This window comes from Streptomyces sp. Inha503 (assembly GCF_047215865.1).
GTDB lineage: Bacteria > Actinomycetota > Actinomycetes > Streptomycetales > Streptomycetaceae > Streptomyces > Streptomyces lycopersici.
In genome coordinates this window covers 4,516,470-4,531,090 of sequence record NZ_CP178360.1, presented here as the reverse complement: position 1 = coordinate 4,531,090, position 14,621 = coordinate 4,516,470, and the positions used below count along the sequence as shown (strand labels likewise).

At 70.1% G+C, this 14,621-nt stretch carries 15 protein-coding genes and 3 tRNA genes; 9 read left to right on the top strand and 9 right to left on the bottom strand.

The window, feature by feature from the left end; all coding sequences use genetic code 11:
• Positions 1 to 42: 42 nt before the first annotated feature.
• Positions 43 to 1,572, bottom strand: coding sequence for an FGGY family carbohydrate kinase (locus ACJX2R_RS18985; RefSeq protein WP_413101095.1), 1,530 nt, complete (start codon positions 1,570 to 1,572; stop codon positions 43 to 45).
• A 25-nt stretch (positions 1,573 to 1,597) separates the two neighbouring features.
• Positions 1,598 to 1,867, bottom strand: a complete 270-nt coding sequence (locus tag ACJX2R_RS18980) for a YtxH domain-containing protein (protein ID WP_262704159.1) — start codon at positions 1,865 to 1,867, stop codon at positions 1,598 to 1,600.
• 247 nt (positions 1,868 to 2,114) lie between these two features.
• On the opposite strand from ACJX2R_RS18980, the gene ACJX2R_RS18975 reads away from it, so the two are divergent.
• The 3 genes from ACJX2R_RS18975 (at position 2,115) to ACJX2R_RS18965 (ending at position 2,516) form a co-directional block, all read left to right on the top strand.
• Positions 2,115 to 2,187 (top strand) — tRNA-Asn (locus tag ACJX2R_RS18975).
• Between the two features lie 5 nt (positions 2,188 to 2,192).
• Positions 2,193 to 2,265, top strand: a tRNA-Asn gene (locus tag ACJX2R_RS18970).
• 174 nt (positions 2,266 to 2,439) lie between these two features.
• Positions 2,440 to 2,516: transfer RNA gene (locus tag ACJX2R_RS18965), tRNA-Ile, on the top strand.
• A gap of 161 nt (positions 2,517 to 2,677) precedes the next feature.
• On the opposite strand, the gene ACJX2R_RS18960 is transcribed toward ACJX2R_RS18965, so the two are convergent.
• On the bottom strand, positions 2,678 to 3,277 hold the full coding sequence (locus ACJX2R_RS18960) for a TetR/AcrR family transcriptional regulator (RefSeq protein ID WP_413101094.1): 600 nt from the start codon (positions 3,275 to 3,277) through the stop codon (positions 2,678 to 2,680).
• A 115-nt stretch (positions 3,278 to 3,392) separates the two neighbouring features.
• Here ACJX2R_RS18960 and ACJX2R_RS18955 point away from each other — a divergent pair, with 115 nt between their 5' ends.
• The 3 genes from ACJX2R_RS18955 to ACJX2R_RS18945 all read left to right on the top strand — a co-directional run bounded on the left by ACJX2R_RS18955 (position 3,393) and on the right by ACJX2R_RS18945 (position 5,022).
• Positions 3,393 to 4,139 carry an SDR family NAD(P)-dependent oxidoreductase gene (locus tag ACJX2R_RS18955; RefSeq protein ID WP_413101093.1) on the top strand — a complete coding sequence of 249 codons (747 nt, stop codon included), beginning with the start codon at positions 3,393 to 3,395 and terminating at the stop codon, positions 4,137 to 4,139.
• 170 nt (positions 4,140 to 4,309) lie between these two features.
• Entirely contained in the window at positions 4,310 to 4,801 is a 492-nt protein-coding gene (locus ACJX2R_RS18950; RefSeq protein WP_413101092.1) for a DUF2975 domain-containing protein, read from the top strand.
• Positions 4,801 to 5,022 (top strand): helix-turn-helix domain-containing protein, encoded by a 222-nt coding sequence (locus ACJX2R_RS18945; RefSeq protein ID WP_182472953.1) that lies wholly within the window; start codon positions 4,801 to 4,803, stop codon positions 5,020 to 5,022. Before ACJX2R_RS18950 ends, ACJX2R_RS18945 begins: the two co-directional genes overlap by 1 nt.
• A 114-nt stretch (positions 5,023 to 5,136) precedes the next feature.
• Here ACJX2R_RS18945 and ACJX2R_RS18940 read toward each other — a convergent pair whose 3' ends face one another.
• Entirely contained in the window at positions 5,137 to 6,279 is a 1,143-nt protein-coding gene (locus ACJX2R_RS18940) for a hypothetical protein (RefSeq protein WP_413101091.1), read from the bottom strand.
• A 127-nt stretch (positions 6,280 to 6,406) separates the two neighbouring features.
• On the opposite strand from ACJX2R_RS18940, the gene ACJX2R_RS18935 reads away from it, so the two are divergent.
• Entirely contained in the window at positions 6,407 to 6,850 is a 444-nt protein-coding gene (locus tag ACJX2R_RS18935; protein ID WP_413101090.1) for a protein-tyrosine phosphatase family protein, read from the top strand.
• 61 nt (positions 6,851 to 6,911) lie between these two features.
• Here the strand turns inward: ACJX2R_RS18935 and ACJX2R_RS18930 are convergent, their stop codons facing one another.
• From ACJX2R_RS18930 to ACJX2R_RS18915, 4 genes are all read right to left on the bottom strand, one after another.
• Complete coding sequence (locus tag ACJX2R_RS18930; RefSeq protein WP_044575851.1) at positions 6,912 to 7,733, bottom strand: carbohydrate ABC transporter permease; 822 nt, start codon at positions 7,731 to 7,733, stop codon at positions 6,912 to 6,914.
• Complete coding sequence (locus ACJX2R_RS18925) at positions 7,730 to 8,680, bottom strand: carbohydrate ABC transporter permease (RefSeq protein ID WP_262704120.1); 951 nt, start codon at positions 8,678 to 8,680, stop codon at positions 7,730 to 7,732. The genes ACJX2R_RS18930 and ACJX2R_RS18925 overlap by 4 nt, the downstream gene beginning before the upstream one ends.
• Positions 8,681 to 8,691: 11 nt before the next feature.
• Positions 8,692 to 10,074 (bottom strand): extracellular solute-binding protein, encoded by a 1,383-nt coding sequence (locus tag ACJX2R_RS18920; RefSeq protein ID WP_413101089.1) that lies wholly within the window; start codon positions 10,072 to 10,074, stop codon positions 8,692 to 8,694.
• A 201-nt stretch (positions 10,075 to 10,275) separates the two neighbouring features.
• Positions 10,276 to 11,214 (bottom strand): carbohydrate kinase family protein, encoded by a 939-nt coding sequence (locus ACJX2R_RS18915; RefSeq protein WP_413105895.1) that lies wholly within the window; start codon positions 11,212 to 11,214, stop codon positions 10,276 to 10,278.
• A 152-nt stretch (positions 11,215 to 11,366) separates the two neighbouring features.
• On the opposite strand from ACJX2R_RS18915, the gene ACJX2R_RS18910 reads away from it, so the two are divergent.
• Together ACJX2R_RS18910 and ACJX2R_RS18905 are read left to right on the top strand one after the other, a co-directional pair.
• Positions 11,367 to 12,152, top strand: coding sequence for a DeoR/GlpR family DNA-binding transcription regulator (locus ACJX2R_RS18910; protein ID WP_413101088.1), 786 nt, complete (start codon positions 11,367 to 11,369; stop codon positions 12,150 to 12,152).
• Positions 12,149 to 13,519, top strand: a complete 1,371-nt coding sequence (locus ACJX2R_RS18905) for a 6-phospho-beta-glucosidase (protein ID WP_413101087.1) — start codon at positions 12,149 to 12,151, stop codon at positions 13,517 to 13,519. The genes ACJX2R_RS18910 and ACJX2R_RS18905 overlap by 4 nt, the downstream gene beginning before the upstream one ends.
• A 114-nt stretch (positions 13,520 to 13,633) precedes the next feature.
• On the opposite strand, the gene ACJX2R_RS18900 is transcribed toward ACJX2R_RS18905, so the two are convergent.
• Positions 13,634 to 14,470: a polysaccharide lyase family 7 protein gene (locus tag ACJX2R_RS18900; RefSeq protein ID WP_413101086.1), complete on the bottom strand. Its 837-nt coding sequence runs from the start codon at positions 14,468 to 14,470 to the stop codon at positions 13,634 to 13,636.
• Positions 14,471 to 14,621: the final 151 nt, after the last annotated feature.

The following is a 14,621-nucleotide window of genomic DNA, read 5'->3' as shown; positions in this document are numbered from 1 at the left end:
CGCGGGCCGGACCGAGACCCGCCCGGCCCGAATCCCACGGCCTCACATGGCCCCGTACCCACCGGCCCCGTACCCGTCGGCCGTCCCCTGGCCCGCGGTCTCCGGGGCTCCCGCCTCGACGCCCCCGGACCCAAAAGCCTCCGGCTCAAAGGCCCCGGGGTGGATCTGCTCGCGCACCGCCACGTACTGCTGCCGCACCGACTGCCCCACCGGCAGCTCCTCGCCCGGCTCGAAGACCTGGCCCGCCGGGGCCGGCCAGCGCGGCGGCTCATGCGGCGAGTGGGTGCCGTGCGAGACGCCCAGCGCCCACGCGGCCTGCCGGGCCGCGCCCAGCGCGGCGTAGTCGGCCGGCTGGACCACCACGATCTGCGCGCCCAGCACCGCGGGCGCGATCGCGCGGACGGCCTGGAGGTCGGCCGCGGGTCCGAGCAGGAAGACGCGCCGCACCTGGACGCCGCGCCCGCGCAGCACGTCCAGCGCGTCCGCGAGCCCGCACAGCATCCCCTCGAACGCGGCCCGCGCCAGATGCTCGGGCTTCATCGACTCGCGCCGCAGCCCGGTCAGCGTCCCGGCCGTATGCGGCAGATGCGGGGTCCGCTCGCCCTCCAGATACGGCAGCAGCACCAGCCCGTACGACCCCGGGGTGGACTTCATCGCGAGCGCGGAGAGCCCCTCGAGATCCGTGCTTAGCAATTCCGCCGTACCGCGTAGCGCCCGTACCGCGTTGAGCGTATGGACCACCGGTAGATGCATGCCGGTGGCATCCGCGTACGACAGGATCGTGCCGGTCGGATCGGCCAGCGCCTCATGGTGGACGGAGAAGACCGAGCCGGAGGCGCCCAGGGAGATCACCGCGTCGCCGACCCCGACCCCGAGCCCGAAGGCGGCGGCCATGGTCTCGCCCGTACCGGCGGAGATCAGCAGCCCCTCGGGGGTGTGCCCGGCGGCGTCGGCCGGGCCGATGACCTCCGGCAGCCGCACCTGGTGACCGAGGGCCAGCTGGACCAGGTCGGGGCGCCAGGATCCGTTCGCCGCCGACCAGTAGCCGCTGCCGGAGGCCGTACCGCGGTCGGTCGTACGCCGCACCGGCCGCCCCAGCAGCTGCCACACCAGCCAGTCGTGGGGCTGCATCAGCTCGGCCACGCGGTGTGCCGCGTCCGGCTCGTTCCGCGTCAGCCAGCGCAGCTTCGCCACCGGCTGCGACGCGGTCGGCACGGCGCCGACCGCCTGGGCCCACGCGGTACGGCCGCCGAGCGCCTCGGTGAGGTCGGCGGCCGCGGACTGGGCGCGCTTGTCATTGCCCACCAGCGCGGGGCGCACCAGCACCCCGCCCGCGTCCAGCGCCAACAGCCCGTGCTGCTGCGCCGAGACGCCGATGGCCTGGACTCCCTCGAGCAGCCCGCCCTCGGCGGCCTCGCCGAGGGACATCAGCCACGCCTGTGGGTCCATATCGCCGCTGCCGCCGACCGGATGCGGGGCGTACCCCTGTTTGATCACGGCACCCGTATCGGTGTCACAGACGACGATTCGTGTGCTCTCGGACGAACTGTCCAACCCGGCGACTATCCCCATGGATCAGATCATGCCACCGCCGGGTCTAGGTGTTGCTGGTGCCCCAGTCGTCCTCGCCCACCGCGCGGGGGCCCCGCTGCCCGATCTTCTCGCGCAGCGGCCGGACCTTGTCCAGCGCCCGCACGGCCGCATGCCGGCCTCCTTGCGCGGCCGATTCGGCGGTATTGCGGACGGCCGGGTTCCGTGCGAACTTCTGCGCGCACGCGCGCAGCTGCTCGTACCGCTCGCGGCCGGCTCGCGTGCCCAGTACGTAACCCACAGCCATCCCGGTGATGAACGTCAGCCGGTAGCGCATCGACCTGCCCTTCTCGCTGTCCTTCACAACTGGACCCCGGGGTCGTGCCGCACGTCTACCCGCCCGCGCCGCAGATCACCCACGATCATCCAGAAGATCATCCCTGGATCGGCGGAGGTTCGCCCGAGGACGGACGCGGCGAACCGATTGGCGGAGCACCCCCCTGCTTGCGCTAATGTATGTGTCGCAGCGAGCGCACGCCGTCCGGGAGATCCGGGCGGGGCCACGGTCGCGGCACACGGAGCAATCCCCTGTAGCTCAATTGGCAGAGCAGCCGGCTGTTAACCGGCAGGTTACTGGTTCGAGTCCAGTCGGGGGAGCTCGGTCCCCTGTAGCTCAATTGGCAGAGCATTCGGCTGTTAACCGGAGGGTTACTGGTTCGAGTCCAGTCGGGGGAGCAGTGAGGAGGACCCCTTGTGGGGTCCTTTTTCATTTCCGGCCCCCTCCGGACGTGATCTACGTCATGATCGCAGCCAGGGGGCCTCCCAGCATCGGCCCTCCGAAGCAGCAGATCGTATGAGCGGCTATGCTGCGGCAGACGGCGCGCGCAGATGTGTACGACGCGCCGTTACGGGGCGGTAGCTCAGCCGGTTAGAGCAGCGGACTCATAATCCGTCGGCCGTGGGTTCGAGTCCCACCCGCCCCACCAGGGCACTACGCGGGCAGACCCATCCTGACCTGCGCAGACATATGAACGGGAGTCGCCGCGCCGACGCGGGGACTCCCGTTCATACGTTCAGACCAAGATCCAGGGGCCATACGGGGGCCACCCAGTAGGTCTGCGAGCAGGTTGAGCGCGCGGTTGGCGGTTCAGTCGGCGGAGTGGTCCGGCAGGAGTTGGGCCGCGAGCGATCGTGCTGTGGCAGTGAGTGTGGCCGTGTCCAGCCCGGTCCGGCTCATGAACACGAGCCCTTGTTGCGCGGCCAGGAGGGCCCGCGCCAGTGCGATCGGATCCGCTCCGGCCGGTAGGTCGCCCTCGCGTTGGGCGCGGGCGACGCAGTCACCGATCAGTGCGGTGGACGTCTCGTAGGTGCGGTGGGCGTGGTCGAGGACTTCCGGGTCGGCGTTACCGAGTTCGCAGGTGCTGTTGGCCAGCAGGCAGCCACGCCGCGTGCCGGCGCCGGTCGGGTCGTCGATCGGCGGCTCGAGGAGCATGCGTAGTGCGTCCAGGGCCCGTGGAGCCTCGGCGAGGGCTTCCCGAAGATGGCCATGGATGTCGTCGGTGTAGCTGTGCAGCACCCGGAGGAAGAGCTGACGCTTGTCGCCGAACGCCGCATACAGGCTGCCTTTGCCCAGCCCGCTGACCCGCATCAGGTCTTCCAGCGAGGTCGCGGCGTAACCGGCGTCCCAGAACTGATCACGGACGGCGTTCAGCACCTGCTTCTCGTCAAACGATCGCGGACGTGCCATGCGAACAGGATACGGATTCTTGACCGTGCGGTCCACCATGCTTATGGTGGACCGGGCGGTCAAGAACTCCGTCAGGGACTCCGTGGCACGTTGCACCTAGGGAAGTGGGAAGCACATGGGAAAGCTGGACAACAAGGTCGCGATCGTGACCGGCGGGTCGCGGGGGATCGGGGCGGCGTCGGCGCTGGCGCTGGCTGACGAAGGCGCCGACGTCGCGATCAGCTACTCGTCCTCGGCGGATCGAGCCAAGGCCGTGGTCGCGGAGCTGGAGGCGAAGGGGGTGCGTGCGGCGGCTTTCCAGGCCGACCAGGCGGACGCGACGCAGGCGGTGGGCCTGATCCGGCGCGTGGTCGAGCAGTTCGGGAAGCTGGACATTCTGGTCAACAACGCGGCCGCGGGTGGTGGCGGCCTCGTCGACAGCGAGCTCGTCGACCAGGCCGCCATCGAGCGGCAGCTCGCCGTCAACTACACCAGCGTGGTGGCCGGGATCCAGGCGGCGGTGCCGTCGCTGCCCGATGGCGGGCGGATCATCAGCATCAGCTCGGGTGCGGCTGCTCGGGCGGGTTTCCAGGGGATGGCGTACTACGCGAGCACGAAGGCGGCCCTCGAGGGCTTCAGTCGGGGCGCGGCCCGCGATCTGGCGCACCGGGGCATCACGGTCAACGTCATCCAGCCCGGGTTCATCGACACCGAAGGAAACCCCGCCGACGGCCCGGCCGCATCCATGTTCCTCCCGACCACGGCGATGGGGCGGTACGGCAGGCCGGAGGAGATCGCCGCGGGCGTCGTCTTCCTCGCCAGCCCGCAGGCCTCCTACGTCACCGGCGCGGTGCTGAGGATCGACGGCGGATACGGCGCCTAGCCCGACCGCGCGGCTAGCGCTTGGCCCGCTCTTCGCGTGCGTTCCAAGCCTCCGTCGGCGGCCGCGTTGACGCTGCCGCCGGGCGCGAGCTACTCAGCGTCTCCATCAACCCTTGATTCATCTATCGATTCTCGATAGATTTCCATCGCGACTCGATGGGAGGATGGGGCATGGGACAGCTGGCAGTACGTGCGCTTCGCACCGTGCTCGTGGTGGTGCTCGCCGGCACCGTGTTCGTGCAGGCGTTGATGGTGTGGGTGTTGGTCAGCGGGAGCGATCCGGAGGACGGGTCGCTGCCGCTGACCCCGCTGCGCGTGATCACGGTCCTGGGCATGGGCTCGGCCCAGGTCGCCCTGGTCAGCGTGTGGCGGCTGGTGACGATGGTGCGACGCGGAACCGTGTTCTCCCACGACGCCTTCCGGTACGTGGACGCCGTGGTCGGCGCGATCGTGGCGGCTGCCCTCTTGTGGTTCGCGGTCACGGCCATCAACGCGCCGGGCCAGCGGGACGACCCGGGCGTCACCGTCATCATGGGCGGGGTTGGCGTGGCCATCCTGGGGGTCGCGCTCATCGTGCTCGTACTGCGGATGCTGCTCGCCCAGGCCGTCGCGCGCGACGTCGAAGCGGCACGGATGCAGGCCGAGTTGGACGAGGTGATCTGATGCCGATCGTCGTCGACATCGACGTGATGCTGGCCAGGCGGAAGATGTCCGTGGGCGACCTCGCGGACCGCGTGGGGATCACACCCGCCAACCTGGCGGTGCTCAAGAACGGCCGCGCCAAGGCGGTGCGTTTCACCACGCTCGCCGCGCTCTGCGAGGTGCTCAAGTGTCAGCCGGGCGACCTGCTGCGCTGGGAGGCCGAGGACGCCGCGGGCGAATGACGTCCAACCTGCGCCATCACGCTCCGCGGTGCCTGCTTCGCTGACTGCGGGGCCCGGGTGTGGGCCTCACGGTGGTCCGCCCGTGCGCGCGGTCGCGCGTCGCGCACCGGGCCCTTATCCGTGTTGCTCGTGGCGGTGCCACTCGCGTCCGCCGTCGCGAGAGATCCATAGCCCTTCGCCCTTCACCAGGTCGTACGTCGCCGTCGTCGCGTCCGCGATGCCGTAGAGCGTCGTGCCGTCGACGGTCAACGACGTGAACGTCGCCGGTGTCTTCAATTCGTGGAAGGCGTTGTTGGCGCGATCGTCGGCGAGCCAGTAGCGGCCGCCTTCCTCGCCGACGAGCAGCCGACCGTCCGCGAGGGATTCCAGGACCAGCGACTCCGGGTCGCGCTTGAGGTCCTTCCAGGGGATTCCGCCGGCGAGGACCGTCCGCCAGTGTTCACCGTCGTCCGTCGTCAGCAGCAGGCCGCGCACGTGCTCGCCCCGGATGAGGGACAGCGCCGCGGTGCCGCCCCGGGCGGCGAGGATGCCTCCCGTGTACGGCTTCGGGACGGCTCTGGAGCCGAGGGTGTGACCGTCGCGCTGCCGTACGACGCGGTTGGGGTCGTCGGTCAGGGGCTGGTCCAGGCTCCAGACCGTGCCCCGTTCGTCGACGGCGAAGCGGATGGCGGAGTCCGGCACTCCGGCCGGGGGCGCCACGGTGCGGGTGGCGGGGCGGTAGATGAGGGTCGGCTCCAGTTCGGTGAGCAGGACATCGCCGGGGCGGGTGCGCGAGGGGGTCTCGGTGATGACGGCCTTGTGCGGTTTGCCGCGTACGTCGAGGACGTACGCCCCCTCCGCTCCCTCGCCCGGCGGCACCCGTACGAAGCCCTCGCGGACTCCTTTGAACGCGGGCGGCGCATCCTCCGCGTCCGCGTGTTCCGCGCGCTCGGCTACCGTATGGCCGTCGGGGCCGACGACGCGCCATGCGGTGGCGGCCGGTCCCTCGTCGTCCTCGACGTTGTCGGCCTCGTACGCCAGGAGCAGCGAGCCGTCGCTCGCGCGGGCCACGTCGGCGGGTGCCCCGGCCGCCTCGATGACATCGGCGGGGCGCGGATGAGGGTCTTCGATGACGCGTCTGTACTTCGCCTCACGGTCCCCGGAGTTCCCGTCGCCCGAGCCACCCGTGCCGCATGCGGCCAGCGCCAGTGCCAGCGCCGCGCTCGCCGCGGACCTGAGTCCGGCCGTTCGCCTCCCGCGTTTCCCCAGCCACACCATCGGCACATCCTCACATGACTCAAGTCCTTTGCGAAAAGCGCGAAGCGCGGCCAGAGTGAACGCATGCGCAAGGACATTGGCGCCGTGCCGAGGGTGGTCGGGCGCTTCGGACGGGGGGCGGGGACCGATGAGTGACGCACCGCTGGCGGGTGCCCTGCGGCTGCCGGACGGCTCATGGGTTCGGGGGCGCGGGCTGCGGAATCCGCGGCCGGAGGGGCCGCTGCCCGGGTTCGGGCTGTATCTGGGGTCCAGCCGGTTGCGCCGACGGCATGACGGGGAGCTGGGGTGGGAGCGTACGTGGGTCGAGTGGCCCGACTTTCTGCTGCCCCGTGACCGCGACCTGGCCGTACGGCAGATTCGCGCACTGCACCAGCGGGCCCGGGCGGGCACGCCCGTGGAGGTCGCGTGCGGGGGCGGAGTCGGCCGGACCGGGACCGTCATCGCCTGCCTGGCCGTCCTAGCGGGGGTGGCCCCCGCCGACGCTGTCACCTGGGCGCGCACCCACCATCACCACCGGGCCGTCGAGACGCCTTGGCAGCGGCGCTGGGTGGCCCGGTTTCCGGTCGGCTGACGGCTGAGGTGGCTGTCCGAGGCCCGGTCGTCCTCTCGGCCGCCGGGCCCTGGGCGTTCGTTCAGCCCTTCACCGCGCCGGAGAGCATGCCGGAGATGAAGTGCCGCTGGAGGAAGACGTACGAGGCGACGACCGGCAGGGCGACGATGATGGACGCGGCCGCCAGTACGGAGTACTGGGTGGTGTGTTCGCTCTGGAAGAAGGCCAGGCCGAGCGGTGCGGTGCGCTTGCTCTCGTCCGTGATCATGACCAGTGGGAGCAGGAACTCGTTCCAGGTCCACATGAACACCAGCATCGCCATCGTCAGCAGCGCCGGACGGCTGGTGGGCACCAGGATCCGCCACAGCAGCCGCCAGTCGGACGCCCCGTCCAGGCGTGCCGCCTCGATGACGCTGACCGGCACCGAGCGGAAGAAGTTGCGCATCCAGAAGACGCCGAAGGCGAGGGACTGGGCGGTTTGCGGCAGGATCAGCGACCAGTAGGAGTCGGTGAGTCCGGTGTCGCGCAGATTGAAGTAGAGCGGGATGACGAAGGCCTCGGGCGGCACCATCAGCCCGATGAGGGTGACGTAGAAGAGGGCTGATCGGCCGGGGTAGTCGAAGTGCGCGAAGGAGAAGCCCGCCAGGATCGCCAGGACGGCCGTCAGGAGCACCACCGAGACCGCGACCAGCAGGCTGGAGGTCAGGTAGGTGGCGAAGTGGCCCTGGCGCCAGGCGGTGGAGAAGTTGCCGAGGTCCAGGTGGTGGGGCCAGGTGAAGGAGGGTCCGGACTCCGCGGCGGGGGTCAGCGCGGACGACACCACGCCGATCAGCGGCAGCAGGGCCAGCGCGGCGAAGAGGGTGAGGATGGCGTAGTTGAGCGCCCGTTCGCGGCCGGAGATCATGTCTCGTCCTCCTGTGGCTGGACCTTGGTGATCAGGAAGGTGAGAAGGAGGATCACCGCGGTCAGGGTCACGGCGATGGCGCAGGCCGAGCCGACCTGGCCGGTGCCGAAGGCCCGGTTGTAGACCTCGTACGCGGGCAGGCTGGTGGCGTTGCCCGGGCCGCCGTGGGTGGCGACGTACACCAGGTCGAAGGTGCGCAGGGCGGCGATCACGGTGAGGGTGAGCGCGACCGTGATCTGCCCGCGCAGTCCGGGCAGGGTGACGGCGAAGAACTCCCGCACCGCGCCCGCCCCGTCCAGCTTCGCCGCCTCGTACAGCTCCGCCGGGATCTGTCCGATACCGGCGATGAACAGCACCAGACACAGGCCGATCTCCAGCCAGGTGCCGATGAGTCCGACGGCTGGCAGGGCGGTGGAGAAGTCGCCGAGCCAGGGGCGGGCGACCGCCTCGAGGCCGATGGCGCGCAGCGCGGTGTTGAGCACGCCGTCGGGAGCGTAGATCGCCGTCCAGGCGGTGGCGGTCACGACCATGGCGACCACCTGCGGCAGGAAGATCATCGCGCGGAAGACGGAGACGCCGCGCAGCCGGCCGGCCCGCGTGGTGACCGCCGCGAGCATCAGGGCGAGCGCGATCGGGATGACGGAGAAGAACAGGATCAGGACGAGGGAGTGGAGGAAGCCCGCGCGCAGCTGCGGATCGCGGGCGATCTCGGCGTAGTTGTCGAACCCCGCCCATGTGGAGACGGAGATTCCGTCCCAGTGGAAGAGGGAGATCTGCACCAGCTGGCCGAGCGGGACCAGCAGGAAGACCGTGAGGACGATCAGGGCGGGAAGGGCGTAGAGGTAGCCCTTCCACTGGATGACGCGGCCGCGGCGCCGGACCGGCTCCCGGGTGGGGGCACCGGCCGGGCGCTTGCGTGCCGTCGGGCGATGTGCGGTGGCGGCCATGAGATGGGGGTCTACCTGCTGTTCTGGAAGGAGGAGTAGTCGGACTGGAGTCGGCTGGTGAACGCCTTGGGGGAGAGGTGTCCGGCGGTCAGCTCCTGGACGGCGGCGGTGAGGGTGTCGTAGAAGGTCGGGGTGGTGTAGTCGAGGTACGGAAGCAGTCCGTCCTTCTCGCTCACCGCCTTCCACCGGGTGAGGATGTCCGCGTCGACGGTGCCGGGTGTCGGCTTGTAGTCGGCCGGTGGAAGGGCCGGCAGGTTGCCGTGGGCGGCCGCGGCCTTCATGCCGTTCTTGTTGACGAGGAAGTCGATGTACGCGCCGGCGACGTCCGGGTGCTTGGACTTGGAGGTCACGGCCCATGCGAGGCCCTCGCCGCCCTGGGTGAGCGGGGGCTGCCCGGCGGCCGGGCTGAGCGCGGTGAAGCCGACGTTCTTCTTCATCTTCGGGGCGAGGACGGCCGACTGCCAGGTGCCCTCCAGGAGGAACAGGGACTTGCCCCGGCCGAAGGAGTCGACGGCCTGGTCCTTGCTCTTGCCGTTGAATCCGGAGCCCAGATACCCCTTGTCGGCCCAGCGGCGCAGCGTGGTCGCGGCCTTGAGGGTCCCGGAGTCCGTCCACTTGGCGTCGCCCTCGTCGAAGACGAGCTTGCGGACCTCGGGCTTGCCGGCGGCGAGGGCCTGGATGACACCGAAGATGTGGATGCCGGGGCTCTTGTCGGCGTCGCCGTAGGAGAGGGGTTGCAGGCCCGACGCCTTGGCCTTGGCCAGTGCGCTCTCGAAGCCGGTGAGCGTGGTGGGCACGGGCAGGCCGAGCGACTTCAACTTGGCCTTGTTGTAGTAGACGCCGATGATCTCACCGGTCTGCGAGACGCCGTACAGATTGCCGGTCTCCCAGGTCTTGCCGTCGGGGGTGAAGCGGTTGAGGTCGAGCAGCTGGGACGGGAAGGCGGTGTCCCAGCCGTAGGTCTTGGCGTAGCGGTCCACCGGCTGGAGCAGCTTGGCCTTCACGAAGGCGCCCATGTCGGGGTAGCCCTGGTTCGCCTGGACGACGTCGGGCGGGTTGGCGGAGGACAGCGCGAGTTTCAGGGTGGTCTTGAGGTCGGCGAAGGACCGGGAGACGCGCTTGATGGTGACGTTCGGGTACTTCGCCATGAACGCCTTGTTGAGCGCCTCGGTGGAGGCGTTGGCGCCCGGGTCGGTGTTCTGGTCCCACACGGTGAGGGTGACCTTCCCGGCCTTGGCCGGGTCGGTGGCGACCGGGCCGGAGGTCTTGGCGCCGGTGGCCGATCCGTCGCTGGGGCCGGGGGAGCAGGCCGCGACACCGGTCAGGACACCGGTGGCGAGCGCCGCCGCGGCTATGAGGCGCCGGCGGGGGCGTCGTGGGGTTCTCTCGGCCATGGGGTGGTCCTCCTGGTGCTGGTGCTGGTGCTGGGGGTGCGGTTGGTGCCGGGGGTTCGTCCGTACGGGGCTGGGGGTGTGGCCGGTCCGGGGCCGGGAGTTCGGCGGTACGGGGCTGGGGCGGCGTCGGTCGGATGTGGCGGGGCGCGGTCGTCCGGCGGGACGCGGCCGTTCCGACCCGAACCGCCCGGAACGCGGGAGCTACGGCTTGATCGAACGGATGCGGATGAGGTCCGCGTCCGGGATCCGGGGGGTGCGTTCGAGGAAGGCGTCGATCGCCTCCCAGCGCGGTGCGCTGTTCGCGCCGCCCAGGCTCTGCACCGACAGGGCGGCGCACAGCCCGGCGAAGCGGAGCCGGGTGGCGAGCGGCCAGTCGTGGTTCAGGCCGGTGATCAGTCCCGCGGTGAACACATCACCGGCGCCGGTGGGATCGACGGCCGGAACTTGGGGAACGGCGACCCGGACCAGCTCGCCGGTGGCGCCGTCCACCGCCACCGCGCCGTTCCCGCCATCGGTCACCACGACGTCGGGCACATGGTCGGCGAGCACCTTCACGGCGTCCTCGACCGTGTCGGTACGGGTGTAGCTCGTGGCCTCGACGGCATTGCAGACGAATACGTCGACCTCGGCGAGCCGGGTGAGCAGATCCCGTGACCACTGGCCGGTGGGGTCCCAGCCGACGCCGCCCACCACCCGGGTGCCGCGGGCGCGGAACTCGGCCGCCCAGGCGGGCAGCGGCCGTCCGATCCCGAGCTGGAGAAAGCGGACGGCGGGCAGCTCGCCCTCCCACACCTCGGGGCGCAGGGCCCCCTTCTCCTCGTAGGTGAGGAAGGCGCGGTCGTGTTCCTGGGTCACCGCGACCGTGACCGGGGTGTGCACGGCGGGATCGCGGCGCAGCCAGGTCGGGTCCAGGTTCTTCTCGGCCGTGAGCCGGGCGGCGAGGTGTTCGCCGAAGAGGTCGGTGCCGATCACCCCCAGGATCCCGGTCCGCAGTCCGAGGCGGGCGGCGGCGACGGCGCGGTTCGCGGTTCCCCCGGGGGAGACGGCGAACCGGTCGGCGTACACCTCGGTTCCCGGGGTGGGCAGATGGGGCATGCCGCCGAAGACGAGGTCGCAGAAGACCTCGCCGGCGAAGAGCACGTCGAGCAAGGGGACCGCCTCTTTCCGGTGCGACCACGGTGAAGTGCTCAACTATGAGCACCACCCCTACCGAATGACAAGAGTCGATCAGCAACGAGAATGTCTCTCGGGCTCCATGACTGACTTCAGTCATGCGGTGCTATCGTCAATGCGTGACCTCACGCAAACGACATGCGAAGATCGTCGAGTCACTCCGGTCGACCGGGGTGGCCTCGGTACGCGAGCTCGCCGAAAACCTCCAGGTCAGCGAATCCACGATCCGCCGGGACCTGATCCTCCTCGACCGCAACGGTGAACTGGTCCGTACCTACGGTGGAGCGGCCCTGTCGCCGCGTGGGACCGCGGAAGCCGCCGGTGCGGAGGCGGAGCCCGAGACCCCGTTCAACCTGGTCATCTCGCGTGACGAGGCGCTGAAGGAGGCGATCGCCGAGGAGGCCGTGAAGCTGGTCGAGGACGACAGCGTGATCGTGCTCGACATCGGAACCACCCCCCTGGCCATCGCCCGCCGGCTGAGGGGCCGTCCGATCACCGTCATCACCAGCAGCCTGCCGGTGCTCGACGTACTCCGCGACGACGAGGCCGTACGGCTGGTGATGCTCGGTGGCGTGCTGCGCCGCAACTATCAGTCCCTGGTCGGCTCCCTCACCGAGCAGGCACTCCGCCAGGTCAGCGCCGACCTGCTCTTCCTGAGCTGCACCGGAGTGCGGCCGAACGGCCATGTGGTGGACAACATGGCCGTTGAGGCCCCCCTGAAACAGGCCATGATCGAGACCGCTGGAAAGGTCGTCCTGGTCGCCGTCGAGACCAAGTTCCCCGGCACCGGATCGCTGCGCGTGTGCTCGCTCTCCGACCTCGACGTCCTGATCACCACCAGCGGTGCCGACCCCAACACGCTCCAGCTCTGCCGCGAGGCGGACGGAAAGGTGATACTCGCATGAAGTTGACCGTCCTCGGCGGCGGCGGATTCCGCGTGCCATACGTCTACCAGGCCCTGCTGCACGATCAGGGCTCCCCCCGTATCGACGATGTGTGGCTGTACGACACCGACCCGGCCCGGCTCAAGGCCATGGCCGAGGTGCTCGCCCAGTTCGCCGACGGCCATGCCGAAGCGCCCAGGGTGACGGTCACCACGTCGCTCGACGACGCCCTGGAGGGCAGCGACTTCGTCTTCGCCGCCATCCGCGTGGGCGGGCTGGCGGGACGGATGTGTGACGAGCGGGTCGCCCTCGACCTCGACGTCCTCGGGCAGGAGACCACCGGCCCGGGTGGCTTGGCCTATGGGCTGCGCACCATCCCCGTCATGCTCGACATCGCGTACCGGGTACGGCGCCTGGCCCCGCACGCCTACGTCATCAACTTCACCAACCCGGCCGGCATGATCACCGAAGCGATGCAGAGCGTCCTCGGCGACCGGGTCCTCGGCATCTGCGACACGCCGTCAGGGCTGGGCCGCCGCATCGCCACGACCCTCGGCCTCGACCCGTCCCGGGCCCAGTTCGACTACGTCGGTCTCAACCACCTCGGCTGGATGCGCCGCGTTCTGCACGACGGCGAGGACATCCTGCCCCGGCTGCTCGCCGACGATCAGCGCCTCGGCGACCTGGAGGAGGGCGTCGTCTTCGGGCGCGAGTGGCTGCGCGACCTCGGCGTGATCCCCAACGAGTACCTGTACTACTACTACTTCAACCGGGAGGCCGTACGGTCCATCCTCGACGCTCCGCAGACCCGCGGCGAGTTCCTCGCCCGTCAGCAGCAGGAGTTCTACCAGCGGGTGACGGAGGCCGCCGCGGGCTCGGCCGTGTCGCTGTGGCGGAAGACCATCGCCGACCGCAGCGCCAACTACATGGCGGAGGCCAAGGGCGCCGTCCAGGGAGAGGCCCAACCGGACGAGGACTTCCGGCCGGACCCCGCGCACCAGGGGTATGCCGGGGTCGCCCTCGCGGTGATGGCCGCGATCAGCCGCAATGAACGCGCCACGATGATCCTCAACGTGCGCAACGGGACCACCGTCTCCGGCCTCCCCGACGGCGCCGTCGTCGAGGTGCCCGTGACCGTTGACGCGAACGGTGTCCACCCGCTCACCATCACCCAGCCCGATCTCCACCAGACCGGTCTGATGCAGCAGGTCAAGGCGGTCGAGCGGCTCACCATCAGCGCCGCTGTCACCGGCTCCCGGACCGATGCCGCGAAGGCGTTCTCCCTCCACCCGCTGGTCGACTCGGTGACTGTCGGCCGCAAGCTGCTCGACGGCTACATCGACCGCATCCCGGAAGTGGCCGAGGTCTTCGGCGGCCGGGCGTCCTAGCGGCGGACAGCGGCGACAACGCCTGGCGGGGCGACAACGCCCGGCGGCTCCCTTGGCCGCCGGGCCTTGGGTTTGGCCGCCGGGCCTCGGGCTAGGACCGCCGGGCCTCGGGGCTCAGCCGTGGGAGACGGTCAGCCCGTAGAAGCCGACGCGCGCTCCGTTCGTCGTGCTGTCGGAGGACGACTGGTTGTACGAGCCCGCCTTGAAGTACTGCTTGTACGGGAAGAAGGACGACGGGATGTCGTAGTGCGTCGTACTGCCGTTGACCGTCAGGTCGATGGTGTCGCCGCCGGAGACGCCGATCGTGTAGTTCCATGTCTTGCCGACCGACACATGTCCCACGTTGTGCAGCGTCTGGCCGCCGTCGGGGGAGTTCTCGGTGCCGAGGACGATGTCGCCGTTGGCGCGGTAGTACAGCTCCACCAGCGGCTTTGTGGAGGAACCGCCCGAGCCGAGGTGGATCTGGCCGACGCAGACGTTCTTCGTCACCGACACCACGCGCAGCGTCGCCTGAAGCTTGTGCGAGCCGCCGAGCGACCAGTCCGCGGCGCTGCCGTCGCGGTTCATCTCGCGCAGCTCGGAGCGGGCGTAGTTGGAGTTCGGGGTGGTGACGCCCTTTTCGGGGGCCCAGAACGTCATCGCCCCGTCGCGCCTGTCGGTGTAGAAGTAGTCGTCCTGGAATCCGCTCGCCCCCTGGAGCCGGGACGAGGGGATGGTCGTCGGCTTGCCCGGGGAGCCGACCGGTTCCTGGAGTTGCCACACGGACAGGTCGAAGTTGCCGCCCGGCGCCTTCGAGGGGTCGGCGAAGGCGGCCGTGGGGGCCTCGGGGGCCGTGCGGGCCGTGGGGGCCGTTCGCGCCGTGGGGGAGGCGTCGGCAGGGCCCGCGAGGGCCAGGCCACCGATGGCGGTGGTGACGGTCGCCAGCGCGGTGAGCAGCGTACGGATGCGCATGGGAATTGCCTTCCCGTGGGGGGTTGGTATGGACCGTGGTCCATGTATATGAAGTTGGTGTTTCATTGTGAACGCCGAGATGTGACGAGACGGTAGAGTCGTGGTGTGTCCGCGTCAATCCTCCGGGTGAGTACGGAGGTGCCACTTCGCG

Bases quoted from the DNA above. Each gene is read 5' to 3' on its own strand.
- ACJX2R_RS18925 (WP_262704120.1), bottom strand. From the start codon at position 8,680: ATGGCCGCCACCGCACATCGCCCGACGGCACGCAAGCGCCCGGCCGGT.
- ACJX2R_RS18920 (WP_413101089.1), bottom strand. From the start codon at position 10,074: ATGGCCGAGAGAACCCCACGACGCCCCCGCCGGCGCCTCATAGCCGCG.
- ACJX2R_RS18950 (WP_413101092.1), top strand. From the start codon at position 4,310: ATGGGACAGCTGGCAGTACGTGCGCTTCGCACCGTGCTCGTGGTGGTG.
- ACJX2R_RS18985 (WP_413101095.1), bottom strand. From the start codon at position 1,572: ATGGGGATAGTCGCCGGGTTGGACAGTTCGTCCGAGAGCACACGAATC.
- ACJX2R_RS18980 (WP_262704159.1), bottom strand. From the start codon at position 1,867: ATGCGCTACCGGCTGACGTTCATCACCGGGATGGCTGTGGGTTACGTA.
- ACJX2R_RS18930 (WP_044575851.1), bottom strand. From the start codon at position 7,733: ATGATCTCCGGCCGCGAACGGGCGCTCAACTACGCCATCCTCACCCTC.
- ACJX2R_RS18900 (WP_413101086.1), bottom strand. From the start codon at position 14,470: ATGCGCATCCGTACGCTGCTCACCGCGCTGGCGACCGTCACCACCGCC.
- ACJX2R_RS18940 (WP_413101091.1), bottom strand. From the start codon at position 6,279: ATGGTGTGGCTGGGGAAACGCGGGAGGCGAACGGCCGGACTCAGGTCC.
- ACJX2R_RS18905 (WP_413101087.1), top strand. From the start codon at position 12,149: ATGAAGTTGACCGTCCTCGGCGGCGGCGGATTCCGCGTGCCATACGTC.
- ACJX2R_RS18955 (WP_413101093.1), top strand. From the start codon at position 3,393: ATGGGAAAGCTGGACAACAAGGTCGCGATCGTGACCGGCGGGTCGCGG.
- ACJX2R_RS18935 (WP_413101090.1), top strand. From the start codon at position 6,407: ATGAGTGACGCACCGCTGGCGGGTGCCCTGCGGCTGCCGGACGGCTCA.
- ACJX2R_RS18960 (WP_413101094.1), bottom strand. From the start codon at position 3,277: ATGGCACGTCCGCGATCGTTTGACGAGAAGCAGGTGCTGAACGCCGTC.
- ACJX2R_RS18945 (WP_182472953.1), top strand. From the start codon at position 4,801: ATGCCGATCGTCGTCGACATCGACGTGATGCTGGCCAGGCGGAAGATG.